The following is a 24,276-nucleotide window of genomic DNA, read 5'->3' as shown; positions in this document are numbered from 1 at the left end:
GAAAAGCTCAGGGTTACCTCCTGAGCTTTTTCTATGTACGTTAAAATAAGCCACTTGCGAGATAACATGCTGTTGCCCAAATAAAGACGGCGGAGCATTTATTAAATAGTCGCATCAATTTTCCAGAGCCGTCTAGTTTTTTGAACGAGGCGCCAGTCAATGTGAGACCGAAAAACCATAGCCAGGAAATGAACACACAAGCAACAGTGAACATTATTTGCTCGGTTCCACTATATTTTAATGCGCTTGTACCAATAACACCGATTGTATCTAAAATAGCATGTGGATTTAGAAGTGATACAGAGAGTGCGAAGAGAATTTGTTTTTTTATAGGCAATGCTTCGCTATTTTCAGTGTTTGCTGGATTTGAACGCCAAATGCTATAGCCCATGTAAAGTAAAAAAATGATACCAATAGTCATTAAAGTGATACGCAACCACTCAAACTGTAGAACTATTAATGACAGACCGAATACCGCAAGTAGAATAAGCAGTGTATCACAGATCGCAGCTGTCACACCTGCTGGCAAAGCACGTAATAAACTTGGTTGTGTAGCACCTTGTGAAAAAACAAAAACATTTTGTACGCCTAATGGCAAAATGAGTCCAAATGCTAAAATGATCCCATGAAGAAAAGCTTCCAATGACCATTCCTCCTTTCTTTACTTATTTTAGATATGGTATAACTAAAAGAAAACGACCAATTGGATGGTTTTTTATCCACCCAATTTTATTGCATGGAAGGAGAAGGAACATGAGCTGGCAGCCGAATAGAAGAAGTGATAATACATTACAGCAGCAGATTGTACAGTGGATAACAGCCAATGTGGAGCGAGGAGACTGGGCAGCAGGGACAAAACTACCTACCCAAAGACAGCTGGCCATGCAGTTCGATGTGAATCGTAGCACAGTTCAGCAGGCTTTGGAGGAATTAAAAGCAATGGGCATTCTTGAAGCAAAGGTAGGCTCTGGTGTTTATGTTACGCACAATTCCTGGCATGCACTAATCCAACAAACACAGCCGAACTGGCAAACTTATATCGAAACAAGCATCCACAAGCCAAACTACCACACCATCCAATTAATTAATGAATACGAACAGCGTGAGGATGTAATTCGTTTAGGAACAGGAGAGCTAGCACCCAGCTTGTTGCCTACCGAGGAAATAGAAGCTTCACTGCGAGAGCTATCCTTTCAACCCAAAGCATTAGGCTACTCTTCGCCACAAGGCAATGAGCAGCTTCGTAAAGCTATTTGTAAATATGTTCAAAAAAGAGGCATTCCCGCTGAGCCTCAAAACGTCTGTATTGTTTCAGGTGCTCTTCAGGCACTTCAATTGATTGCTGTTGGCTTATTAGAGCAAGGGTCTATTGTGTTTCAGGAGCCCACCTCTTATTTAAATTCTGTTCACCCTTTTCAGTCGGTTGGCATGCAAATGATTAGCATTGATCGTGATGAACAGCTTGCTCAAACATTGGCGCAAAGGAAACGAAAGAAACAAGCCGTGTTTTATGCCATACCTACTTTACATAATCCAACAGGTCATGTGTGGACAACACGAGAAAAAGAGCAGCTATATGAAGCCTGTCAGGCATCACGCATTCCGATTGTAGAAGATGATGTTTATCATGAATTGCTTTTTGAAGAGGCATCACCACCGCTAAAGGCCATGGACAATAGCGGACAAGTTCTTTATATTGGTAGCGTCTCTAAAACCTTAAGCCCTGGGCTACGCATTGGCTGGCTCATTGGTCCAACCACTGTCATTGAGCGGTTAGCCGATATAAAAATGCAAACAGACTATGGCTCAAGTGCCATTTCTCAAGAAATTGTCCTACATTGGCTGCAATCAGGAAAATATGAAAAGCATCTCGCAGGATTACGTCAACAATTACAGGAGCGAGCCGATTTTACAGAACAGCTTTTAAAGGAGAAGTTTACAGATGTGGCGAATTGGAGCAAACCAAGAGGAGGCTTTTATATTTGGCTCAAGTTTCATGAGCCGCTTGTAGATAAAGACTTCTTTATGAAGCTGTTGCAGCAGCAAGTATTAATCAATCCCGGCTATATCTACGATCCACAAGATCTTCATCATATTCGTCTATCCTACGCCTATGCAACCTATGAAGAATTACAGGAAGGCTTACAAATCCTACATGAATGTGCGGTGGAGGCTATTGGACGAAAGAGTAAGTAAGGACTTGCCCTGAAGTTAGGGAAACGGTAGGAGGTTGCTCTAAATAGGTTGAGAAGTGATCAAACAACTGAAGAACCCGCTCCAAAATTAGCGAAAAGTGATCAATGTAGCAAGCTCCTCTCTCAATAAAGTATCTATGCTTAGTCAGCCAACCCACTGACAGAAAAGAAAGTGAATAATCCAAGCCGTCTATCCATACATTTTAGAAGAATAGAAGTATTTTATTTTGATTACAAACATAAAGAGGTGAATGATTGGAAAATTTGCCACCGGGTTATTTTCAGGTGCCTCAGCCTATTCGAGGTGATGGGGCTGGAGGGGTGGATAAAGGGCCACGGGATATTATGAGGGATCTCGAAAATCCTGATATGCTAGTGCCACCAACGACTGATGCGGGCTTGATTCCAAATTTACGATTCTCGTTTTCAGACACGCATATGACCTTAAATCAAGGTGGGTGGTCACGGGAAATTACGGTTCGTGAATTACCGATTGCTACGACTTTGGCGGGTGTGAATATGAGTTTGACACCAGGGGGCGTACGTGAGCTGCACTGGCATCAACAGGCAGAGTGGTCTTATATGCTGCTTGGTCATGCTCGCATTACGGCTGTTGATCAGAATGGTTGTAACTTTATAGCGGATGTGGGACCTGGTGATTTATGGTATTTTCCACCTGGCATTCCTCATTCCATTCAAGGACTTGAGGACGGCTGTGAATTTTTATTAGTATTTGATGATGGGCATTTCTCTGATCTGAATACACTGTCAATTTCGGATTGGTTTGCTCATACGCCAAAAGAAGTGTTATCAGCGAATTTTGGGGTTCCTATCAATGCTTTCGATCACATCCCGAATGAACAAGTATATATTTATCAGGATCAGGTTCCGGGGCCAATTGATTCTCAAAAAGTGCAATCTCCTTATGGGGAGGTTCCGCAAACCTTTAAACATCGTCTGTTGGCACAGCCACCATTAAAAACACCTGGAGGCAGTGTGCGCATTGTCGATTCTACTAATTTTCCAATTTCTAAAAATATCGCGGCTGCACTGGTGGAAATTGAGCCAGGGGCGATGCGGGAGTTGCATTGGCATCCTAACAACGATGAATGGCAATATTATCTGCAAGGAAAAGGCCGTATGACAGTTTTCACAGGGAATGGAACGGCTCGAACATTTGATTATCGGGCGGGAGATGTTGGCTATGTCCCATTTGCGACGGGGCATTATATTGAAAATACTGGAACAGAGCCATTATGGTTTTTAGAAATGTTTAAAAGTGATCGATTCCAGGATGTGTCCTTAAATCAATGGATGGCGTTAACGCCGACAGAATTGGTGCGAAGTAATTTACAGGTCGGTCCTGAGCTGCTTGAAGCGCTCAGAAAAGAAAAATGGCCAGTTGTAAAATATCCTGGTTTTTCCTATTATCCGAAATAATTAAAGCAGGTGGGAAGTTCTCCACCTGCTTTTTGTTTAATATTGATATTTTTTGCGTGTCATTAGCAAAATAGCGATGGCTGGTATTGTACAAATGAGCATGGCTGCGAAGGACAGACCTGGTGATATTTCGTATAAATAGCCACCTAAAAATGTAAGGATGGCGGTACTTAAGCCCATAGCTAATGCAGAGTATAAACCTTGTGCATTGGGGATTTGTTCCTTTGGTAGCGCTTTTGTTAAGTAGCGAATAAAGGCAAAATGTGCTAATGCAAAGGATAATGCGTGCAAGGTTTGCGAAGCGATAAATACCCAGACATTTGGGAACAAAAAGATAAGTAACCAACGTAGGGAAGAGCCGCTCGCTGCTAAGAGTAATAAGGATGATGAGCGCCATTTCGTCAATAACGTATCAGCCTTCATAAAGTAAAGAATTTCGCAAATAACAGCGATATTAATAATCATACCCATATAGAATGGATCAACCTGTAAATCTTCTAAATAAATATAACCGTAGCTATAATAGGAGGCATGTGCACCCTGTAGCAAGATCACGATGAATAAAACAATCGGGAAGCCTTTGATAGTCCATAGTGTTTTCATCGACAATGATTTTGCACGCTGTTCTTTTGTTGGTACTACGAGTAATTCCTTTGGTGTTGCTAATTGTTGCATAAGTAACATGCCCACCAACCCTATAATCATGCTCCAAAAGATGATGTTCTTTCCAAAAATGCCTGTCAGCATACTAATAATTAAAACAGCGATGACAAAGCCAAATGAACCATAGGAACGGCTTTTACCATAATGAATATTGCCATACTGCACAAGCGTAGCGGCACTGCTTTCCACAGCAGGTAATAGCGCTGGGTAAAAAACACTAAATAAAATGGTCACGATTAATAATGCTGTAAAGCCTGAGCTTGGAATATAGAGCAAGGCAGTTAGCAACGAGCCTATTGCTAAAATTGTAATGAGTCGTTTATTGTGTACGTATTTTGCAAGTGTTGGGAAGAAGAAGAGATTGGATGTGGCACGAGCTAGGAGCCCACAGCCCATCACTACACTTGCCTGCGAGACGGTTAGATGTTTCGCATCCACCAGCCAACCTGTCCAGTAGGGTAAGAAAATGCCCCAAGTGATAAAAAATGTAAAGAAATTCTGAGAAAGCCATCGTTGATTGTTCATATAATTTCCGTACCTCCATTAACTATGTTGAATAATAGCATGTTCATCGCTACAATAATGTGAGATATCTCATATTTTTTATAGGAGAGAGTAAAAAATGCATATTTTAACAGCTGAAGCCCGTACCCATTATCTTGAAAAATATCCGATCGATGATTTTTTCTCATTTGATATCAATCCCTATTTAGAAGTCCGCCAGTTTGACAAGGGGGAGTGGATCTTCCAGGAAGGCTCCTTTCCAGACACCGTGTATTACATGATAGAAGGAAAGGCGAAGCTCTATATGACACATAAAAATGGGAAGGTTTCACTTATTGAATACCTAGAAGCTCCTCTTTTTATGGGGGAAATTGAATTGTTAAATGAGGCTAGGTATACAAAGGGGATACAAACCGTCACCAAAACAATTTGCTATTCGATTACACAGTCATGTAAGGAGAAGTTACTTGCGGATGCTTTGTTTTTACGTAGACTTTGTGTATTTTTAGGGGAAAAAGCGACAAAAATGACATCTAAATATACACAAAATCAGGCCTATCCGCTGGAAAATCGCTTAGCAGCCTTTATCCTATTATCAGCCGACCAAGGTGTCTACAAGGAAAAACATACGGAAATCTGCGAATATTTAGGGGTCTCTTATCGCCATTTACTATATGTTTTGGCACAGTTTTGTGAAGAGAGGATATTGGAAAAGCGTAAGACAGGCTACCAAATTATTGATAAAAACCGTCTCGCACAGCTTGCACAGGAAATACTATGAAAACAACCATTCCATAAAGGTTGCCTATTAGTGCAGATCAGCTGAGGGAATTAATTCAATTTTATAAGTTATAAATTAAAAAGGATTTGACTTCTTTAAATGAAGTCAAATCCTTTTTTGTTGTATTCACTTTTTTTAATTAACCAGCGAGCGATATCCTTACCACTATGGTAAAAGTCCACTTCATTTACCTTGTTTTTTTGGATGGAGAGGTCAGGGATGTTTTCTAAAACGTCAAAAGGTAAAACACCGATACATAAATGATTATTTGTTGGAAAATCTCCTTGTTGCTTACTGCCACTTTGTATCGATTCACTATGCTTGTTCATTGAGTTTTGTGTCATATGGAATGCAAGTAGTTCTCCTTGTGCCAATGCTGTCCTTGATGAGTAACCAGTACTTTTCATTCAACATGCCCCCTTTTGTCGTTACAGTTATTGTACAAGACTAGGTGGGAAAATAGCCGTTATTTACAAGGCTTTTACAATAACTTTAAGGTTCATGGAAAATTTAGTGATTTGTAACCGTATTCATACCATTATGGGATAAAAACCATAGAAAACTGATATAAATTCTTTTTAAAAACTCATACTCAAACTATTGTGAATTTTTCTAACACGAAGTATTATTGTAATTAGATTTAACGTGAAAGTTTTCACAAAGTCGCGAAATCGTTAGGAGGAATTTTTAATGAGTGCAATTCGAGTAGGTATTGTAGGATATGGAAATTTAGGACGTGGTGTGGAGTATGCCATTTCACAAAATCCAGATATGGAATTAGTAGCAGTGTTCACACGACGTGATCCTTCAACAGTAAACGTAGCAAGCAATGCAAGCGTATATTTAGTAGATGACGCTGAAAAATTCCAAAACGACATTGATGTTATGATTTTATGTGGCGGTTCTGCAACAGATTTACCAGAGCAAGGTCCACATTTTGCACAATGGTTTAATACAATTGATAGCTTCGATACACATGCGAAAATTCCTGAATTTTTCGATGCTGTAGATGCAGCGGCACAAAAATCTGGTAAAGTATCTGTTATCTCAGTTGGTTGGGATCCAGGTCTATTCTCTTTAAATCGTCTACTTGGAGAATCGGTATTACCAGTTGGTACAACATATACATTCTGGGGCGATGGCCTAAGTCAGGGACATTCAGATGCTGTTCGTCGTATTGAAGGCGTAAAAAATGCTGTTCAATACACATTACCGATTAAAGAAGCGGTAGAACGAGTTCGTAACGGTGAAAACCCTGAACTAACAACACGTGAAAAACATGCACGTGAATGTTGGGTTGTATTAGAAGAAGGTGCAGATGCAACAAAGGTTGAACAAGAAATTGTCACAATGCCTAACTATTTCGATGAATATGACACAACAGTGAACTTCATTTCTGAAGATGAATTTAAAGCAAATCATACTGGTATGCCACATGGTGGTTTTGTCATTCGCAGTGGTGACAGTGGTGCAAACGATAAACAAATTCTCGAATTCTCATTAAAACTGGACAGTAATCCAAACTTTACATCTAGCGTATTAGTGGCTTATGCACGTGCAGCACACCGTTTAAGTCAAGCAGGTGATAAAGGGGCGAAAACAGTATTTGATATCCCATACAGCCTGCTTTCGCCAAAATCAGCTGCTGAATTACGTAAAGAATTACTATAATTGTAGCTAATGGTCCCGATTATCATTGAGTTGATAATCGGGAATTTTTTTGAGTCTAACTTTTTGCTAAAAATAATGCTTCCTTTATAGCAAGAATAGCCTTTCTAGTTGCCACTGTTAAATTTTCTTTCATAAATGGTACTAAGTCTTTTGGAATTGCAATAACCACATATCCATACTTCACTCAAATTCATTCGCTCGGTAAAGCAGTTTAATTTAATGTCTATTATAATCGGAACTCGTATAATCTCTATATTTAAAGACGGTTCATTTAGCCACTTTCCTTCTAAATTTTAGTAATATAACTGGATACTAAAATTAGGGAGAAAATACCAACTAAATTCTACTTCCATCCCTCAAACAAAAAATGGGGATAAAATCTATAAAAATACATAAAAAATATGGTAAACTGTCAATAATTTAATAATCTGAATTTTTGTAGAAATTTTTGTAACCTTACAAAATATGGAGGTTATGTTTAGATGACAGCAGATATTATTATTCAATCAAAATGTATGGCGCCCAATCCATCCACGCATTGTATTAATAGAGCAACACTAATGCGAACGCTAAAGAAAAGTCGTCACCATACTTGTACTTTTTTGCATAGCGGTGCTGGGTATGGTAAAACAACCATTCTAACTCAATTTCTTGCAACCGAATCAAGTACATTTTCTTGGTATGGTATTTCTGATGAAGATGATAATTTATTACCCTTTTTGAGACATCTCATTTTCAGTATACAGCGTGTCATACCGAAATTTGGTCATACATTTGATGGGTGGGATCAATTATCACGCTTTCCTAAAATGGATGAGCTCAATCGTTGGTATAAGCTATTTATCAATTGCCTCTGTGATATAGACGAGTCTCTTCTTATCGTGATAGATGACTTTCACCTAGTAGACCATGTTTTTCCTATTAATTATTTCATGGAAAAAATTATTGAATTTGCTCCACCTAGCATTCATTTTATTATTGCTTCAAGAACACTACCCAATTGGGATATTATGAGGAAACTAAGGCTGCAAAAAAGATGGCTGGTTATGAAAGAGGACGAACTAGCATTTTCGGCTGAGGAAATTGCGGTGTTTTTTGAAGAATACGTAGATGTACATTTATCCGAGGCTGAAATTAAAAAGGTATTAGAGATCACTGAAGGCTGGGCCATTAGTGTCTCTTTATTGGCAGAGCAATGGCATCATGCTTCGTTAGATCATTGGCTGAGGATTCCCACAAATGAGCTATTCACATATTTATCAGAGGAAGTTTATAGTAGGATGACTGCTACTGAGCAAGAGACTATCTTAAAATTAGCGATTTTTCCTACCTTTTCTGTGGAGCTATTGGAAGCGTTTTATGGCGCTGAGATCGCGCAAATGCTGAATGCATTAACTCAGCGTCATTTATTTATTCAACCTGTGACAACAGATGGCTACTATCGTTTTCATGCTTTGTTTAGTCGATTTTTAGGAATGAAATGGCGACAGTTTCCAAGTCTACATGCGGATCTTCATAAACAAGCAGCATTGTATTATGGAGAACTTCAAAATATTCAAGCTGTCCTGTATCATGCCTTTAAAACAAATGATCATCACTTTTGTGGAGAGCTACTACAGCTTCATGCAGCATCAATCGTACATGCTGGTCAATTTGAATGGTTGCTCGAAAAAATCAATCGGTTTAGTGCACAGGAAAAAGATAAATTTTATAAATTATACTATTTTGAGGGCGAATGTCATCGCTACCGAGCTTATTATGAGAAAGCAAAACAATCCTATGAAAAATGTGCAATCATCGCTCGGCAGCAGCGTGATCACCTATTTATGACAAAGTCTCAAGCTGGGATAGCCCATATTTACTTAGACACCATTCAACCTGCTTTAGCGGAGCCATATCTTGAGAAAGCATTAGAGCTAGCGAAATATACACCATTGCACAAAGAGGAATTACTAGAACTACAACGGCAATATGCTGAAAATTTAGTGAATCTAGGGAAGGCCAAGGGTGCACAGCTCTTTATGGAGGACGTTGCATTGCCAGAGAATGTCATACAACGAGCGAATGTCGATGTGCGTGTTTTACTTCGAACAGGACAACTACAGGAAGCCCAAGAGTTATTAGCGCAGCGACTTGAATTACCGCCTCAGCTTGTTGCAACTCATCGAGAAAGTGAATTGCTGGCAGCTTTCGTTTATGCATTGTTAGGTCAGGGCAAAGAAGCCTGGTATGCTGCCCAACATGGCATTCGAAGAGGAATAAAAGAGAAGTCTATTTTCATAGAGGCGGTTGGCTATATCAGAAAGGCTCATGCCCTGCTGTTAGTGGATTTCCCAGATCATCAGGGGGCATGTCAAGCCTATGAAAAAGCATTGACCCTCATGAATGCTATTAATATTTCTCGTGTGAAGGCGGAGCCATATATGGGGTTAGCCATTGTCAAACATTCGTTAGGAGATATGGTAGCGGCTAAGAAATACTTAGCACTGGGCTTACAGGAAACTGAGCAAGTTCAAGATGCTTGGATGACAGCGCTTATTCTTTTAGCAGAAGTAAAAATAATACTTTCTGAGCAAGAAATAGGGCGAGCGAAGCAATTATTAAAGAAGACACAGCAACTATTTCAGGAGTGCGGTGATCGCAATGGCTTGATGCATGTGTTATTTTATCAATCAATGATTGCCCTGAAAGAGTGTAATAAGAAGCCGTTTCAACAGTATTTTCAACAGTTTGCACAACTATGTGTCTCAAATGGCTATGAATACTTCTTACAGAGGCCAACGATACTTGGTCCGAGCAATCGAATGGTTTTTTACGAGCTATTGCAATTTAGTCAAAAATGCCAGATGGTGCATCCAGCTATATTAGCATTGCAAAATCATTTTCAGGTCGAGGATAGCATTAGTTATCCGCATGATGAAATACAAATGAATCTTTTTGGAAGTTTAAATTTAATTCGTACACAACGAAAGCTGGAAGACAAAGAATGGCAACGTGATAAATCCAAGGAATTATTCGTGTATCTTTACTGCCATCGCCATCGCTTTACACCAAAGGAAGAAATAGCACAGGCATTATGGCCCGATCGTAGTGTCGAGTCCTTGGATCGTGATTTTAAGGTGGTGTTAAATACGTTGCTCAAAGTGTTGGAGCCACAACGACATGCGAGACAAGAGAGCTTTTTCATTCAACGGAAAAATAATATGTATCAGTTACAAAATATTGCTTTTCTCCAAATGGATATCGAACGCTTTCACTATTATTACAGCTTAGGAATGGACGAATTTGATCCACAGCTGTCCAATGAGTGGCTCTTATTAGCAGAAGCGAGCTATACGGACGTGCTCTATGCAGAAAAAAAGCAAATCGACTGGCTTACACAGGACCGTGAAAAGCTACAATTTTTATATATAGAAGTTTTGGAACGATTGGCACAAAATGCAACAAGGCAACAGCAATATAAAAAAGCCATTTTTTTCGCAGAGAAGATGCTACGCGAGGATGCACTCTGGGAGGAAGCGTATCGCCTGCTCATGTACAGCCACTATCAACTCCAAAACCGCTCCCTGGCCTTAAAATGGTATGAAAAATGTGTCCAGCAATTACAACAAGAGCTTAACACAACCCCGATGGAATCCACCATGTCAGTCTATGACTTAATAATGGGTTAGCCAGTGTTGTTTAGGCTAAGCGAAGTGATTCGAACTGCTCCTAAGTAATATGAAAGTGCTCCTAATTGAGGGGAGAGGCACTCCTAAGAGTAGTCAAAGCGCGCTAAGTGAGGGTAGACATGCTCATAAACCGTGTTAACCAGCTCCCACATATATAAACGATAAAAAAATGTAACCTATTTGGAGGAACAACAATGCCATTTTGTCAGACAAGTAAAGCGAATATTTACTATGAAATGATTGGAACAGGGGTACCTATCATCATGCTTCATGGTTTTTCTCCTGATCATCGTTTGATGAAGGGCTGTATGGAGCCTGTATTTAAAGAACGTGAAGGATGGAAACGTATTTATGTGGATCTTCCCGGAATGGGGAAGACAACAGACTATTCATCGATTCAGAACTCGGATGAAATGCTAGAAGCGATTATCGAATTGATACACACAATTATTCCGGAAGAATCATACTTGTTAGTTGGTGAATCTTATGGCGGCTATTTAGCGCGTGGTATTATGAGGAAATCAGTGGATCAACTTTTAGGTACTGCCTTTATTTGTCCTCTCATCATTCCTGAAAAAGAACAACGTACAGTACCACCGCATTGTATTGTACAAGCAGATACGGCTTTTTTATCAACATTAAGTCAGCAGGAGCAAGATGATTTTATGGCTAATCAAGTTGTCTTAGATGCCTATAATTGGGAGCGTTATTCAACAGAGGTGTTGGCAGGGTGTAATCTAGCGGATCAGGCATTTTTAGAAAAAATTCAGCAAAGCTACGGATTTTCCTTTGCCGTTGACGAAAAGTCCTTTGATAAGCCAAGTCTCTTTTTGCTTGGTAAACAAGATTCTGTGGTTGGCTACAAGGACGCGTTTTCACTTCTAGGGAAGTTTCCCAGAGCAAGCTTTGCCATTTTAGATAGAGCAGGTCACAATTTGCAGATCGAGCAACCTGAATTGTTTACCGAGCTGATGAATGAATGGTTGAATCGTGTAGAGGGAGCGATGGATTAAAGTGATACTTGCAAATGATAAATTATTTTTAAGAGAATTCAGGCAGCAAGACTGGGTTGATGTGCATAAATATGCCTCCCAAGAGATTGTTTGTAGGTATCAAACATGGGGTCCGAATTCAGAAGAGGATACAAAAGAATTCATTCAGGATGCCCTCGCTGAAGCGACACAAACACCAAGAGAACGATATGTTTTTGCTATTATTCATCAAGAAACATTAATAGGTGCGGTAGAAATAATGATTAAGGATTTTACAAATAAAGTCGGGGAAATTGGCTATATTGTAAACCCTGATTATTGGGGTAAGGGAGTAGCGACGCTGAGTGCTAAATTATTGATCACTTTCGGCTTTGAAACATTAAAGCTCCATCGTATTTATGCAACCTGCGACCCTCGAAATATTGGATCATCCAAAGTATTAGAGAAAATAGGAATGTCAAAGGAAGGAATATTACGTGAAAACATGTTAATGAAAGATGGTGTTTGGCGAGATTCATTATTGTATAGTATGTTGAAACAGGAATGGTCATCATGAAGGGTACGATTAAAAGTCATCTTTATTTAGGGGTATAAAGCTATGCAGAAGGAAAAGTGCAATAAGAATCCGATGTATCAATGCAATCAAATGCAGTTGGGAATGAGAAATGAATTATAAGAAAAAATAGATGTGAACTCTAAAAAGCAAGAATGTTGATTTCTAAACATTCTTGCTTTTTGTTTTAAGAAATGTTGTTTTAGTTGCCATTCTGCTTCGTTTCATTTTCGGGACAGAAAAATGCTCTGCACGAAATGGCCTAATCTTAAAATCTTTTGTTCCTGTCGTTACGCTTCGCTACACTTTCGGGACAGAGCTAGGTGGCTCATATTTGAGCCATCTAGCTTGTAACTAATTTGTAACTGAATTTTTATATAGTGTTGGCATAGCAAGAAAGCGCTTTCTAGGGAGCTTATTTTGAAGGGGGATATGGGATGAGGAAGCAGTGGTATTGGTTTCTTTTAGTGATGTTGGCTGTGGTGTTGGTGGCTTGTAATGGGGATACGAAAGACGGCGCAACGGAAGCGGATTCTTCTGATGGGGAGACGAAGGCGGTTACTGCGGAAGGCGGCACAATTAAGATTGGTGTGCTTGCATCGTTAACTGGGGCGCTTGAGTCATATGGGAAGCAGACGCAGCGAGGATTTGATTTAGGAATTGAGTATGCAACAGGCGGCACGATGGAGGTCAATGGTAAGAAAATAGAAATTGTATATGAGGATACCGAAACAAAGCCCGAGGTGGCTGTACAAAAAGCGACAAAGCTTTTAGAAGATGATCAGGTTGATTTTTTAGTCGGCTCTTCAAGCTCGGGTGATACGCTCGCTGTTCTACCGCTTGCCGAGGAGTATGAAAAAATTATGGTGGTAGAGCCTGCAGTGGCTGACAGTATTACAGGTTCAGAGTTCAATGAGTATATTTTCCGAACAGGTCGTAATTCATCACAGGATGCCTATGCAGCGGCAGCGGCTATTGCAGGCAAAGGTGTGAAGATTGCTACATTTGCGCCAGATTATTCGTTTGGCTGGGATGGTGTGAATGCCTTTAAAACAGCAGCGGAGAAATTAGGGGCTGAAATTGTACTAGAGGAGTATGCAGATCCTGCTGCAACAGATTTTACGTCCAATTTGCAAAAAGTGATTGATGCGAAGCCAGACTATTTGTTTGTGGTTTGGGCAGGAGCAAATTCACCATGGAATCAAATTGCAGATCTTAAAATTCAAGAAAAGGGCATTAAAATTTCGACGGGTGCACCGGATATTATTGCGCTTCAATTTATGAATCCATTGGTTGGGATGGAAGGCTTCTCGGTGTATTATCATACACTTCCTCAAAATGATGTCAATCAATGGTTAGTAGATGAACATCAAAAACGTTTCAATGAAGTGCCCGACTTATTTACGCCTGGCGGCATGTCTGCGGCGATTGCTATTGTGGAGGCATTGAAACAATCGGATGGGGATGCAGACGCCAACAAGTTAATCGACGTTATGGAAGGTATGTCCTTTGAAACACCAAAAGGGACAATGACATTCCGTGAAGAGGATCACCAGGCTCTACAATCCATGTATTCGATTCGCTTAGAGCAACAAGATGGTGTGGATTATCCAGTACCAGTACTTATTCGGGAGCTTAGTCCTGAAGAGACAGCACCTCCCGTTATGAATTAAAGAATTGAGAGGCAGCATAGCTGTCTCTCTACATAAATGTGAGAAGGAAGGGAGTAGAGAATGGAGCCTATATTATATACAGATAATTTAACAATTCGTTTTGGGGGACATACGGCTGTAGATGGCGTTAATTTTCAAATGCCTGAGAAGCATTTAAAGTCCATTATTGGGCCGAATGGTGCTGGGAAAACAACCTTCTTTAATTTGATTAGTGGTGAGCTAAAGCCAACTACGGGTGATGTTTATTTTAAAGGGCAATCACTTGCACAAAAGTCGGCCATTGAAAGAACTCGAATGGGATTGGGACGATCTTTTCAGATTACCAATGTTTTTCCAAACTTAACGGTTCTCGAAAATGTTCGTTTAGCCGTCCAATCCAAGGAGAGAATTCGTTATCAGCTATTCCGCCATTACAAAAGCTATCAGGCGATTACGGACAAAGCGGAGGAGTTATTGGCACTTGTGTTACTCGACAATAAACGAGATGCCCTGACAACAATGCTATCCCATGGAGAGAAAAGAAAGCTTGAGATTGCCATGCTACTCGCGTTAGATACAGAAATTCTACTGCTCGATGAACCAACTGCAGGGATGTCATTAGAGGAAGTACCTACGATTTTAGAAATTATTCGAAGCATAAAACAGCAGGGGGATAAAACCATTTTGCTCATTGAACACAAAATGGATATGATTTTGGATTTATCGGATTCTATTATGGTGTTGTTCAATGGTCAGCTATTGGCAGATGGCTCACCAGAAGAAATTATGAATAATGATACTGTGCAACATGCATATTTAGGAGGGCTGTATGATGACCACCTTACTGACATTAAATGAGGTTCACACGCACATTGGTCAATATCATATTTTGCAGGGCGTTAATTTTGAAGCGAAGGAGGGGCAGGTTACTGTACTGCTCGGACGCAATGGCGCAGGGAAAACGACCACCCTGAAAACAATAATGGGTTTAACGCCTGCAACAAAGGGTGACATTGCCTTTTGCTCCCAATCGATTAAAAAAAGTCCAACCTATAAGGTGGCGAAATTAGGAATCGGCTATGTACCTGAAAATCAAGGGATTTTTGCAGATTTAACGGTAGAGGAAAACATGAAGGTAGCGATGCGCAAGGAGGATACAGCCACATTAGAGCGACAGCAATATGTGCTAGAGCTGTTTCCTGACTTAAAGAAGTTTTGGAAAAAGGCTGGTGGGCATTTATCCGGTGGTCAAAAGCAAATGCTGTCCATGGCTAGAGCCTTTATCCATGATAGCCAATTAATATTGATAGATGAGCCTTCCAAGGGACTTGCTCCGATAGTTGTGGAAAAAGTGATGGAAGCAATTGTGGAAATGAAAAAGAAAACGTCCATTGTGCTAGTGGAGCAAAACTTTATAATGGCTAGTCGAATTGGTGATACCTATACATTAATCGATGATGGTAGAACTGTAAATTCGGGCAATATGCAGGATTTGATTGATGATGAAGAGCTAAAACGCAAGTATCTTGGCATTGGATAGAGGGGGGTGACTATCATTGGAGCTATTGGTCAATTTAATCATTAATGGCTTGGCCACTGGGATGTTAATTTTTCTGCTAGCAGCTGGTTTGACATTAATTTTCGGTTTAATGGATGTATTGAATTTTGCGCATGGTGGGCTATTTGTTTGGGGGGCCTATGCGGGCATCTTTACCTATATGTTGACAGAAAGTTTTATCGTTGGGATTATAGGCGCGATTGTGACTGGAGCGTTGCTTGGACTGCTGACAGAGAAATTCATTATTACGCCTGTTTACGGCAATCATATTCAGCAAATTTTAATTACCTTAGGGCTGATGCTCGTTTTGCAGGAGCTTATTAAGGTGGTCTTTGGACCAAATGGGGTGGCAGTAAAAACACCAAGTTATTTAGCAGGAAGCTGGGAAATTGGTGATGTGATCATCATTAAATATCGTTTATTTATTATTGTCATAGGGTTTGTGATTTTTGGTATTTTCCAATACATGCTGAAGCGTACGAAGATTGGCTTGATCGTTCGGGCTGGGGTGCAGGATAAGGAAATGGCGCAGGCTCTCGGTATTCATATTAAGCGTGTATTTTTATACGTCTTTATGGTGGGCGCTGCTCTGGCGGCACTTAGTGGGATGTTGATGGCTCCCTATTCAGGTGTGATTTATGCGGAAATGGGCATGGAGTATGCCATTTTAGGCTTTATTGTTGTGGTAATTGGCGGTATGGGTAGTTTTTCCGGCTCCTTGCTTGCAGCGATTTTAGTAGGGCTAGCAGGTAGCTTTATGGCTTATTATGTCCCTGTGCTGTCATTGGCGGTCAATATGATTTTAATGGCCATCGTTTTAATTTTCCGTCCTCAGGGGCTGTTTGCGATGCGAAAGGAGCGGACATCATGAACAACAAAATATCTTTACGCGCTTTCGCTTTTATCCTGTTACTTATCATTTTTATTATCCTTCCTTTTGTCAATGATTCAAGGACACTACTTATTTTACTCACACAAATCTTTATTTTTGGGATATTGGCAATGAGCTATGATATTTTACTAGGCTATACAGGCATCGTCTCCTTTGGGCACGCCATGTTCTTCGGCATAGGTGCCTACACAACAGCAGTCATGCTTAAGCAGATGGATCACACACTCTTGATCTTTGTACTGTCCATCGTGATTGGGATGATACTAGCAGGCTTCATTAGCTTTTTAGTAGGTTTATTAACCTTACGCTTAAAAAGTCATTTTTTTGCGATGCTGACGCTAGCCTTTTCGGGGTTATTTTTAGTCTTAGCTGAAAAGTGGCGCTCTGTTACGTATGGCAATGATGGCTTTACATTCAGAGCACCTGATCTATTTAGAGATCGAATGACCTTCTATTTCTTTGTGCTAGCAAGCTTGGTTGTCATCTTTTTGGCGCTCTACCGCTTTGTTAATTCACCAACAGGCCGTATTTTAATTGCCGTTCGTGAAAATGAACAGCGGACGAATTCATTAGGCTTTAATACGTTGCATTATAAAGTCATTGCCTCAGTTGTGGCAGGCATTGTAGCAAGTTTTGCTGGCTCCTTATATGCAGTGTCATTGCGCTTCGTTAACACGAGTGTGATGGCCATGGATATTACGCTGGATGCATTGTTAATGACGATTATCGGTGGAGTTGGTACTTTAGTGGGGCCGTTATTAGGCTCGGCGGTCATTGAATATGCGCAACATGCACTGTCGGGGCTTGCACGAGATTATCCTATTTTCGAACGTTGGATTATCTTCTTCGGGATTCTCTATATTTTAGCCGTTATCTTCTTCCCAAAAGGTATTATTGGCTCATTAAGATTGCTCTTTTGGAAGTGGCGAGGGAGGCTAAAGCAACGAAAAACGACAGGTCCCTTGCCTCAGGAAAAGGAGCGATTTGAATGACAATTGGCATTGTTAGTACGGGTATTTATCTACCTCAACAGAAGATGACATCACAGGAAATGGCGACTCTTTCCAATATTCCTGAGGCCATTATCCGTCAAAAAATGGGCATCCATGAAAAGCCAATTCCTGATAAGTCTGATCATACCGTGCAAATGGGTATCTGGGCAGCACAGGAGGCGATTCAAAAAGCAAATATAGACCCTAAGGATATTGATGTTGTTATCTATATGGGGGAGGAACATAAGGAATATCCACTCTGGACAGCTTCTATTAAAATGCAGGAGGAGCTTGGTGCAGTTAATGCATGGGCATTTGATGTGCAATTACGCTGCGGCACTACAATCATGGCGTTGAAAGTGGCGAAAAGCCTAATGGCCTCAGATGACACGATACGAACTATTCTGTTAGCAGGTGGTTATCGCAATGTTGATTTTATCGATTATAGCAATCCACGAACGCGCTTTATGTACAATTTAGCGGCTGGTGGAGGCGCCATGTTATTACAAAAAAACTATGAAAAAAATCTGCTATTAGAGGCAGACATTATAACGGATGGTTCTTTCTCAGAGGATGTAGTTGTGCCAGTTGGGGGAACGAAAAATCCATTAACCCCAACCCATTTAACCGAAAATTTATATAAGCTTGACGTTTTGGACCCCATTGGGATGAAGGAGCGGCTAGAACAAAAATCTTTAAGCAATTTTTTGAAGGTCATTCGCAGTTCTTTAGCGAAAAGTGGATACAGTGACGATCAGCTAAACTATTTAGCGATGTTGCATATGAAAAGATCTGCACATGATTATATTTTAACGGAGCTTGGCTTACTGCAGGAGCAGTCTATTTATTTGCAAGACTATGGACATATTGGTCAGATTGATCAAATTTTGTCTCTACAACTAGCACAGGAGCAAAACCAAATTCAAGCAGGCGATATTGTGACGCTTGTTAGTGCTGGCATTGGCTATGTATGGGGAGCTATCACAATACGTTGGGGATAAGGGGGAAATGGCATGGTAAAAACGATTCAACTAGCAAATGGAGAAACAATGGCCTATCGCAAGCGATCAGGTGGAGGTCATCCTTTAGTGTTGGTACATGGTAATATGACATCTTCGAAGCATTGGGATATTCTGATGGATGCTTTAGACGAGAAATACACCATTTACGCGATAGATTTACGTGGTTTTGGTGAATCATCCTATCTTAAGCCAATCACTGCTATTAAAGATTTTAGTGATGATGTCAAACTATTTGTGGATGCACTGCAACTGCAAAGCTTTGATATGATTGGCTGGTCAACAGGTGGAGCTGTCTCTATGCAGTTTGTAGCAAATTATCCAGGACACTGTCAACGACTAATTTTACTTGCGTCTGCTTCTACACGTGGTTATCCATTTTACACGGATTTAGGAACAGGCAATCCAGCCTCCTTTAAGCGAGCCTATCATTATGAGGAGGTATTGGTGGATACATCCAAAACAAAGCTTATTCAAGGCTTCTACGATGCAAAAAATTTGGAAGGCTTACAGTCTATATGGAATGCATTAATTTATACGCATCATCGACCAAACGAAGGAAAATATCAAGAATATGTAGAGGATATGCTTACACAGCGCAATTTAGCAGAAGTATATCATGCACTCAATACATTTAATATAAGCGCTGTTGACAATGAGGTGGCAAAAGGCTCTCGGGAGGCCATGTTGCTTCATATCCCAATTTTAGTGCTCCGAGGGGATCGTGATTTGGTGATTACAGAGGAAATGAATGCAGAGATATTACATGATTTAGGCAAAACAGCACAGTTTGTAAGCCTAAAAGATTGTGGGCATTCGCCTTTGGTCGATGATTTAGCACAATTGACAGCTGAAATTGAAGCCTTTTTAGAAATTGGAGGAAGACAGTATGCGTTTGAACAATAAAGTGGCAATCATTACAGGCGCTGCAAATGGTATTGGCTATGCGGCTGCTGAGCGTTTTATCGAGGAGGGGGCATGGGTGTTTATCGCCGATTTTGACGATAAAGCAGGCATTCTAGCAGCACAACAACTAGGCGAAAATACAGTATTTATACAAGTAGATGTTGCAAGTAGAGAGAGCGTTAAACAGCTGGTGACAGCAGTGATCAAACAGGCAGGACGCATTGATATTTTAGTGAATAATGCGGGGATTACAAGAGACGCGATGCTGACAAAAATGACGGAGGATCAATTTCAGCAGGTGCTAGATGTCAATTTGACAGGTGTCTTCCATTGTACACAGGAGGTCATTCCCTATATGGTGGCAGCAGGTGGAGGCAAAATTATCAATACATCCTCAGTTAGTGGGGTATATGGCAATGTTGGTCAAACCAATTATGCAGCGACAAAAGCAGCGATTGTTGGTATGACAAAAACATGGGCGAAGGAATTAGGGCGTAAGGGCATTAATGTTAATGCAGTGGCACCTGGCTTTACAGAAACAGATATGGTCAAAAAAATGCCTGAAAATATTTTAGCTCAAATGCGATCAATCGTCCCCCTACAACGCTTAGGGACACCACGTGATATTGCCAATGCCTATTTATTTTTAGCATCTGATGAGGCCTCCTATGTTCATGGGCATACGCTGCATGTGGATGGCGCAATTATGATGTGATGGGGGGAGTCAAGATGTTTGTTGAGCAAGAATGGATTTTAAAACGTGCAGCTTTAACACCTCACCACATCGCCTTGATTAATTTAACATCAAAGGAACAATGGACCTACCAGCAATTATCTGAGGAAATTGGCAAATGGAGTCAATTTTTCGAACGGCAGCAGCTACAAAAAGGAAGTAGAGTCGCTGTTTTTGCGAAAAATCATATCCAATTGTTTGCTGTTTTATTTGCCTGTGGGCTACGTGGGCTTATTTATGTGCCGTTAAATTGGCGCTTAAGCAGGGAGGAGCTCACACAAATTTTAGAGGATGCAACCCCTGCTATCCTATTATACGAAGAGGATAGTCATTGTCCCTTAGTTTTAGAAAATATGTTTTCACTTCATGTTAGCCAGCATGAGAAGGAGATACAACCAAGTAGGCAAGACGTGGATGTGAATGATCCATGGTTAATGATTTATACAGGAGGCACGACGGGTCAGCCAAAGGGGGTAGTGTTATCCTTTCAGTCTGTCAATTGGAATGCCATGAATACTATTATTAGCTGGGGTTTACATGCTCAAGATCGCACATTAAATTATATGCCAATGTTTCATACTGGTGGCTTAAATGCTTTATGCATTCCCTTACTGATGGCGGGAGGAACCGTCATTATTGGCGATAAATTTGATGCGGAAGATGCACTGCAAGCAACAAACCAATATCAAACAACAATTTCTCTTTTTGTGCCAACCATGTATCAAGCAATGATTGCTACGAAGTATTTTCAGGAAAATCAATTTCCTTCCATGAAGGTATTTTTATCTGGCGGTGCCCCTTGCCCTCATCCTATTTACGATGCTTTTTATAATAAGGGATTATTTTTTAAAGAGGGATATGGATTAACAGAAGCAGGACCCAATAATTTTTATATTGACCGAGATCGTGCCTATGCAAAAAAAGGGGCTGTCGGGAAGAGCATGCAATTTAATGAAGCTAAAATCATCAATCTTACAGGAAAAAGTTGTGCACCTGGAGAAGTAGGAGAGCTATTGGTAAGAGGGAAGCATATGTTTCGCTTTTACTGGAATAACAAGCAAGAAACCGCCAATATCCTGCAAGATGGCTGGTTGAAAACTGGGGATTTAGCGATGATGGATGCGGAGGGCGATTTTTATATTGTTGGGCGTAGAAAAGAAATGATTATTTCAGGTGGTGAAAATATCTATCCTCAGGAAGTGGAGCAATGTTTACTACAGCATCCAGATGTGCGGGAGGTGGCTGTGATTGGTGTAGGTGATGACTATTGGGGTGAGATCGTGACAGCTTTTATTGTTTGTCCCCACCAAGTAGCCTCTCTAGTAGATGATCTTAATGAGCTATGTCATCAACAATTAGGACGTTATAAGATTCCAAAACAAATGATTTTCTTAGACGAACTACCGAAAACAAGCGTTGGTAAAATCGATAAAAAGGCATTGTATAGGCTTGTCGACCCATCTATCTGTTAAGTATCATGAGAGAAGGAAGAAACGCTCTTCTTTCTAAATCCGAAAATAAAAGAGGGACACATAAATGGCTCACGCATTAGTTATTGGTGGAACAGGGATGTTGGCTGATACTTCCCTTTGGTTAGTGAATAATGGTTACCATGTCTCAGTAATTGGACGTAGTGCCCATCGAATGGAAGATTTGCGAAATAGAACAACCAAACCCGCTCTTCTAACGCCGATTTTAGTTGATTATTGTGATACAGCTTTATTAAAAGAGAAGCTAGAAGAAACACTCACGCATAATGGGCCCATTCAATTGGTCGTTGCTTGGATTCATTCCTATGCGGACACTACATTAGAGAACATCACCAATGTAATTTCAAGAGAGAATAACGGGGAATGGAAACTGTTTCATGTGTTGGGGAGTAAGGCGAATTTAAGTGAAGTCCAAGAGAAATTGAAGCTCCCTGCTCGTTCGCAATACAGGCAAATCCAGCTACGTTTTATGATGGAAGAGGGTCATGCGAGATGGCTTACGCATGAGGAAATATCGCAAGGTGTCGTTGCTGCTATTCAACAGGATCAACCTATTCATATCGTCGGAGCGCTACAACCTTGGGGAAAGCGACCGTTATAACTAACTAACCTTCGTCTAACTAAATGGACGAAGGTTTTTATTTATTGCCATTATCAGTTTGTTTTAGATGTCTACATAATTGTGAGGAATAGTTAGGTTTGTGTGAAAAACGTCAGGATCAGGCAACTTTTTTCTCCTTACATTTTCCATATAACTTATCCTTATTTACTCACATCTCTTCCCATCAGACCGACATATCAGTAAAATAGAGTAGGTTAGGGGGATTACATGTGAAAGATCAACGCTTTAAAATAGCGCATCGAGAGGCGCTTATCGGGATTGGACTTGTCCTTGTCAACTTTGCGATTTGGTTTGGCTTTGCCTATGGATTAGGTTCAGGAGATCCAAGAAATTATACGTATGTATTCGGTTTTCCTGCCTGGTTTTTCTATAGCTGTATCGCTGGGACAGGCTTTATGATCCTTCTTATCTGGATTGTGATGAAACTCTTTTTCAAAGAGGTACCATTCGATGATGAGGAGGTGGATCGCTAATGCATTGGCAAGTTGTATTTCCATTGCTATTATTTTTAATTATTATTTTTGGAATCGGTATTTGGGCCAATAAGCATGTCCGCTCCTCTAATTCATTCCTGCAGGAGTATTTCCTTGGTGGTCGTGAAATGGGCGGTTTTATCCTTGCGATGACGATGATTGCTACATATGGCAGTGCGAGTAGTTTTATCGGAGGACCGGGTGTAGCCTATACAAAAGGACTTGGGTGGGTATTACTGGCAATGGCTCAGCTACCAGCAGGTTATTTTGTACTCATGATTTTAGGGAAAAAATTCGCCATTATTGCTCGTCGTTACCAGGCCATTACGTTAATCGACTTTTTACGTGAGCGCTACAAAAGCCATGTCATTGTTATTTTATCAGCCATTAGCATCATTGTTTTCTTATTTTCGGCTATGATGGCTCAATGGGTTGGGGGTGCACGCTTAATTGAGTCATTAACTGGCTTAAGCTACACAGCAGCACTGTTTATTTTTGCGATTTCCGTGTTAGTATATGTGATTATTGGAGGCTTCCGTGCTGTAGCACTTACAGATACGGTCCAAGGTTCAATTATGGTGATTGGTACAGTTATTTTATTAATCGGCACCATTGTGGCAGGTGGAGGCATCGACAATATAATGGCCTCACTGGTTGCAGAAAATCCTGACTTTGTGTCACCATTTGGCGCACAAGGAGATTTAACGCCTCTGTATGTCTCAACATTTTGGATTCTCATTGGTGTAGGGGTTGTAGGACTTCCGCAAATTGCGGTTCGTGCGATGAGCTATAAGGATTCCAAAAGTATGCATCAAGCGATTCTTATTGGCACGATTGCCATAGGGACAATCATGTTTGGCATGCATTTAATTGGGGTGTTAGCCCGACCTGTCTTACCGGGCATTGAGATTGGTGATAAAGTCATGCCGCTCCTGACATTGAAGGTATTACCGCCATTTTTAGCAGGAATCGTTTTAGCTGCACCAATGGCTGCGACAATGTCTACGGTTAATGCTTTACTAATGCTTGTCAGCTCTACAGTTGTCAAAGACATCTATTTAAATTATATGAAGCCGAAAGCTAGTGATGCAGAGATAAAGCGTGCAAGCTTTCTTGTAACAACAGTCATTGGCCTAGCCGTTGTCATCTTTGCACTCAATCCACCTGATTTATTAGTGTGGTTGAACTTATTTGCCTTCGGTGGACTAGAGGCTGTCTTTATTTGGACAGTCGTTTTAGGATTGTATTGGAAAAAAGCGAATAAATACGGAGCGATTGCGTCAATGATTTCAGGCATGTTGTTGTATATTATGATTGATCGGTTTTATCCTTCCGTCTTTGGTATGCATACAGTCACGATACCAATTGTCGCATCCTTCTTTATTTTTGTGATTGTCAGTTTGTCCACTAGTCATAAATTTAAAAACGAAAAGCTTATGATTTAACGCCAAAACGCCACAGATTTCAAA

The 24,276-nt window shown here is 40.5% G+C and carries 22 protein-coding genes; 19 read left to right on the top strand and 3 right to left on the bottom strand.

Translation table 11 applies throughout. From position 1 onward, the window contains the following. Positions 1-40: 40 nt before the first annotated feature. A complete protein-coding gene (locus tag QH639_RS01360; protein WP_054550253.1) occupies positions 41-643 on the bottom strand; it encodes a LysE/ArgO family amino acid transporter in 603 nt (200 codons plus the stop codon). A 110-nt stretch (positions 644-753) separates the two neighbouring features. Here QH639_RS01360 and QH639_RS01355 point away from each other — a divergent pair, with 110 nt between their 5' ends. Further along, positions 754-2,196 (top strand): aminotransferase-like domain-containing protein, encoded by a 1,443-nt coding sequence (locus QH639_RS01355; RefSeq protein WP_237898022.1) that lies wholly within the window; start codon positions 754-756, stop codon positions 2,194-2,196. Between the two features lie 254 nt (positions 2,197-2,450). Next, positions 2,451-3,635, top strand: a complete 1,185-nt coding sequence (locus QH639_RS01350) for an oxalate decarboxylase family bicupin (RefSeq protein WP_281115569.1) — start codon at positions 2,451-2,453, stop codon at positions 3,633-3,635. 36 nt (positions 3,636-3,671) lie between these two features. Here QH639_RS01350 and QH639_RS01345 read toward each other — a convergent pair whose 3' ends face one another. Then, positions 3,672-4,823 carry an MFS transporter gene (locus tag QH639_RS01345; protein WP_259419494.1) on the bottom strand — a complete coding sequence of 384 codons (1,152 nt, stop codon included), beginning with the start codon at positions 4,821-4,823 and terminating at the stop codon, positions 3,672-3,674. 97 nt (positions 4,824-4,920) lie between these two features. Between QH639_RS01345 and yeiL the strand changes: the two genes are divergently transcribed. Continuing rightward, positions 4,921-5,583, top strand: a complete 663-nt coding sequence (gene yeiL / locus QH639_RS01340) for a transcriptional regulator YeiL (RefSeq protein ID WP_281115568.1) — start codon at positions 4,921-4,923, stop codon at positions 5,581-5,583. Positions 5,584-5,678: 95 nt separating this feature from the next. On the opposite strand, the gene QH639_RS01335 is transcribed toward yeiL, so the two are convergent. Further along, the gene (locus tag QH639_RS01335; RefSeq protein ID WP_131520130.1) at positions 5,679-5,990 is read right to left on the bottom strand and encodes a hypothetical protein; all 312 of its coding nucleotides are present in this window, start codon (positions 5,988-5,990) and stop codon (positions 5,679-5,681) included. 283 nt (positions 5,991-6,273) lie between these two features. Between QH639_RS01335 and QH639_RS01330 the strand changes: the two genes are divergently transcribed. The 16 genes from QH639_RS01330 to panF all read left to right on the top strand — a co-directional run bounded on the left by QH639_RS01330 (position 6,274) and on the right by panF (position 24,252). Beyond that, positions 6,274-7,254, top strand: a complete 981-nt coding sequence (locus QH639_RS01330) for a diaminopimelate dehydrogenase (protein WP_259419492.1) — start codon at positions 6,274-6,276, stop codon at positions 7,252-7,254. Between the two features lie 482 nt (positions 7,255-7,736). Next, positions 7,737-10,925 (top strand): winged helix-turn-helix domain-containing protein, encoded by a 3,189-nt coding sequence (locus QH639_RS01325; RefSeq protein ID WP_281115567.1) that lies wholly within the window; start codon positions 7,737-7,739, stop codon positions 10,923-10,925. Between the two features lie 194 nt (positions 10,926-11,119). Further along, positions 11,120-11,938 (top strand): alpha/beta fold hydrolase, encoded by an 819-nt coding sequence (locus tag QH639_RS01320; protein ID WP_281115566.1) that lies wholly within the window; start codon positions 11,120-11,122, stop codon positions 11,936-11,938. A 1-nt stretch (position 11,939) separates the two neighbouring features. Then, positions 11,940-12,473 carry a GNAT family N-acetyltransferase gene (locus tag QH639_RS01315; RefSeq protein ID WP_131520134.1) on the top strand — a complete coding sequence of 178 codons (534 nt, stop codon included), beginning with the start codon at positions 11,940-11,942 and terminating at the stop codon, positions 12,471-12,473. Between the two features lie 434 nt (positions 12,474-12,907). Next, a complete protein-coding gene (locus QH639_RS01310; RefSeq protein WP_103118210.1) occupies positions 12,908-14,143 on the top strand; it encodes a substrate-binding domain-containing protein in 1,236 nt (411 codons plus the stop codon). A 60-nt stretch (positions 14,144-14,203) separates the two neighbouring features. Continuing rightward, a complete protein-coding gene (locus tag QH639_RS01305; RefSeq protein WP_279495157.1) occupies positions 14,204-14,980 on the top strand; it encodes an ABC transporter ATP-binding protein in 777 nt (258 codons plus the stop codon). Beyond that, positions 14,955-15,662, top strand: coding sequence for an ABC transporter ATP-binding protein (locus tag QH639_RS01300; RefSeq protein ID WP_131520137.1), 708 nt, complete (start codon positions 14,955-14,957; stop codon positions 15,660-15,662). The genes QH639_RS01305 and QH639_RS01300 overlap by 26 nt, the downstream gene beginning before the upstream one ends. 16 nt (positions 15,663-15,678) lie before the next feature. Next, entirely contained in the window at positions 15,679-16,551 is an 873-nt protein-coding gene (locus tag QH639_RS01295; RefSeq protein WP_004227888.1) for a branched-chain amino acid ABC transporter permease, read from the top strand. After that, a complete protein-coding gene (locus tag QH639_RS01290; protein ID WP_281115565.1) occupies positions 16,548-17,564 on the top strand; it encodes a branched-chain amino acid ABC transporter permease in 1,017 nt (338 codons plus the stop codon). Before QH639_RS01295 ends, QH639_RS01290 begins: the two co-directional genes overlap by 4 nt. Then, positions 17,561-18,565: a 3-oxoacyl-ACP synthase gene (locus tag QH639_RS01285; RefSeq protein WP_281115564.1), complete on the top strand. Its 1,005-nt coding sequence runs from the start codon at positions 17,561-17,563 to the stop codon at positions 18,563-18,565. The genes QH639_RS01290 and QH639_RS01285 overlap by 4 nt, the downstream gene beginning before the upstream one ends. Before the next feature lie 12 nt (positions 18,566-18,577). Then, the gene (gene phaZ / locus QH639_RS01280; RefSeq protein WP_281115563.1) at positions 18,578-19,489 is read left to right on the top strand and encodes an intracellular short-chain-length polyhydroxyalkanoate depolymerase; all 912 of its coding nucleotides are present in this window, start codon (positions 18,578-18,580) and stop codon (positions 19,487-19,489) included. Continuing rightward, positions 19,473-20,204 (top strand): 3-oxoacyl-ACP reductase FabG, encoded by a 732-nt coding sequence (gene fabG / locus QH639_RS01275; protein ID WP_281115562.1) that lies wholly within the window; start codon positions 19,473-19,475, stop codon positions 20,202-20,204. The genes phaZ and fabG overlap by 17 nt, the downstream gene beginning before the upstream one ends. Positions 20,205-20,218: 14 nt before the next feature. Continuing rightward, on the top strand, positions 20,219-21,694 hold the full coding sequence (locus QH639_RS01270; RefSeq protein WP_281115561.1) for a class I adenylate-forming enzyme family protein: 1,476 nt from the start codon (positions 20,219-20,221) through the stop codon (positions 21,692-21,694). Positions 21,695-21,758: 64 nt separating this feature from the next. Beyond that, the gene (locus QH639_RS01265; RefSeq protein WP_281115560.1) at positions 21,759-22,313 is read left to right on the top strand and encodes a short-chain dehydrogenase; all 555 of its coding nucleotides are present in this window, start codon (positions 21,759-21,761) and stop codon (positions 22,311-22,313) included. A 230-nt stretch (positions 22,314-22,543) separates the two neighbouring features. Then, complete coding sequence (locus QH639_RS01260) at positions 22,544-22,807, top strand: YhdT family protein (protein WP_004227902.1); 264 nt, start codon at positions 22,544-22,546, stop codon at positions 22,805-22,807. After that, positions 22,807-24,252, top strand: coding sequence for a sodium/pantothenate symporter (gene panF, locus QH639_RS01255; RefSeq protein ID WP_281115559.1), 1,446 nt, complete (start codon positions 22,807-22,809; stop codon positions 24,250-24,252). Before QH639_RS01260 ends, panF begins: the two co-directional genes overlap by 1 nt. Positions 24,253-24,276 lie beyond the last annotated feature (24 nt).

This window comes from Lysinibacillus sp. 1 U-2021, from assembly GCF_029916965.1.
Classification (GTDB): domain Bacteria; phylum Bacillota; class Bacilli; order Bacillales_A; family Planococcaceae; genus Lysinibacillus; species Lysinibacillus capsici.
Note: the sequence above shows the minus strand (reverse complement) of the source record. Positions and strands in the feature narration are given on the sequence as shown.

Excerpts from the sequence above, each read along its gene's own strand:
- QH639_RS01355 (WP_237898022.1), top strand. The coding sequence starts at position 754 with ATGAGCTGGCAGCCGAATAGAAGAAGTGATAATACATTACAGCAGCAG.
- QH639_RS01345 (WP_259419494.1), bottom strand. The coding sequence starts at position 4,823 with ATGAACAATCAACGATGGCTTTCTCAGAATTTCTTTACATTTTTTATC.
- yeiL (WP_281115568.1), top strand. The coding sequence starts at position 4,921 with ATGCATATTTTAACAGCTGAAGCCCGTACCCATTATCTTGAAAAATAT.
- QH639_RS01335 (WP_131520130.1), bottom strand. The coding sequence starts at position 5,990 with ATGAAAAGTACTGGTTACTCATCAAGGACAGCATTGGCACAAGGAGAA.
- QH639_RS01330 (WP_259419492.1), top strand. The coding sequence starts at position 6,274 with ATGAGTGCAATTCGAGTAGGTATTGTAGGATATGGAAATTTAGGACGT.
- QH639_RS01325 (WP_281115567.1), top strand. The coding sequence starts at position 7,737 with ATGACAGCAGATATTATTATTCAATCAAAATGTATGGCGCCCAATCCA.
- QH639_RS01320 (WP_281115566.1), top strand. The coding sequence starts at position 11,120 with ATGCCATTTTGTCAGACAAGTAAAGCGAATATTTACTATGAAATGATT.
- QH639_RS01310 (WP_103118210.1), top strand. The coding sequence starts at position 12,908 with ATGAGGAAGCAGTGGTATTGGTTTCTTTTAGTGATGTTGGCTGTGGTG.
- QH639_RS01305 (WP_279495157.1), top strand. The coding sequence starts at position 14,204 with ATGGAGCCTATATTATATACAGATAATTTAACAATTCGTTTTGGGGGA.
- QH639_RS01300 (WP_131520137.1), top strand. The coding sequence starts at position 14,955 with ATGACCACCTTACTGACATTAAATGAGGTTCACACGCACATTGGTCAA.
- QH639_RS01290 (WP_281115565.1), top strand. The coding sequence starts at position 16,548 with ATGAACAACAAAATATCTTTACGCGCTTTCGCTTTTATCCTGTTACTT.
- QH639_RS01285 (WP_281115564.1), top strand. The coding sequence starts at position 17,561 with ATGACAATTGGCATTGTTAGTACGGGTATTTATCTACCTCAACAGAAG.
- phaZ (WP_281115563.1), top strand. The coding sequence starts at position 18,578 with ATGGTAAAAACGATTCAACTAGCAAATGGAGAAACAATGGCCTATCGC.
- fabG (WP_281115562.1), top strand. The coding sequence starts at position 19,473 with ATGCGTTTGAACAATAAAGTGGCAATCATTACAGGCGCTGCAAATGGT.
- QH639_RS01270 (WP_281115561.1), top strand. The coding sequence starts at position 20,219 with ATGTTTGTTGAGCAAGAATGGATTTTAAAACGTGCAGCTTTAACACCT.
- QH639_RS01265 (WP_281115560.1), top strand. The coding sequence starts at position 21,759 with ATGGCTCACGCATTAGTTATTGGTGGAACAGGGATGTTGGCTGATACT.
- panF (WP_281115559.1), top strand. The coding sequence starts at position 22,807 with ATGCATTGGCAAGTTGTATTTCCATTGCTATTATTTTTAATTATTATT.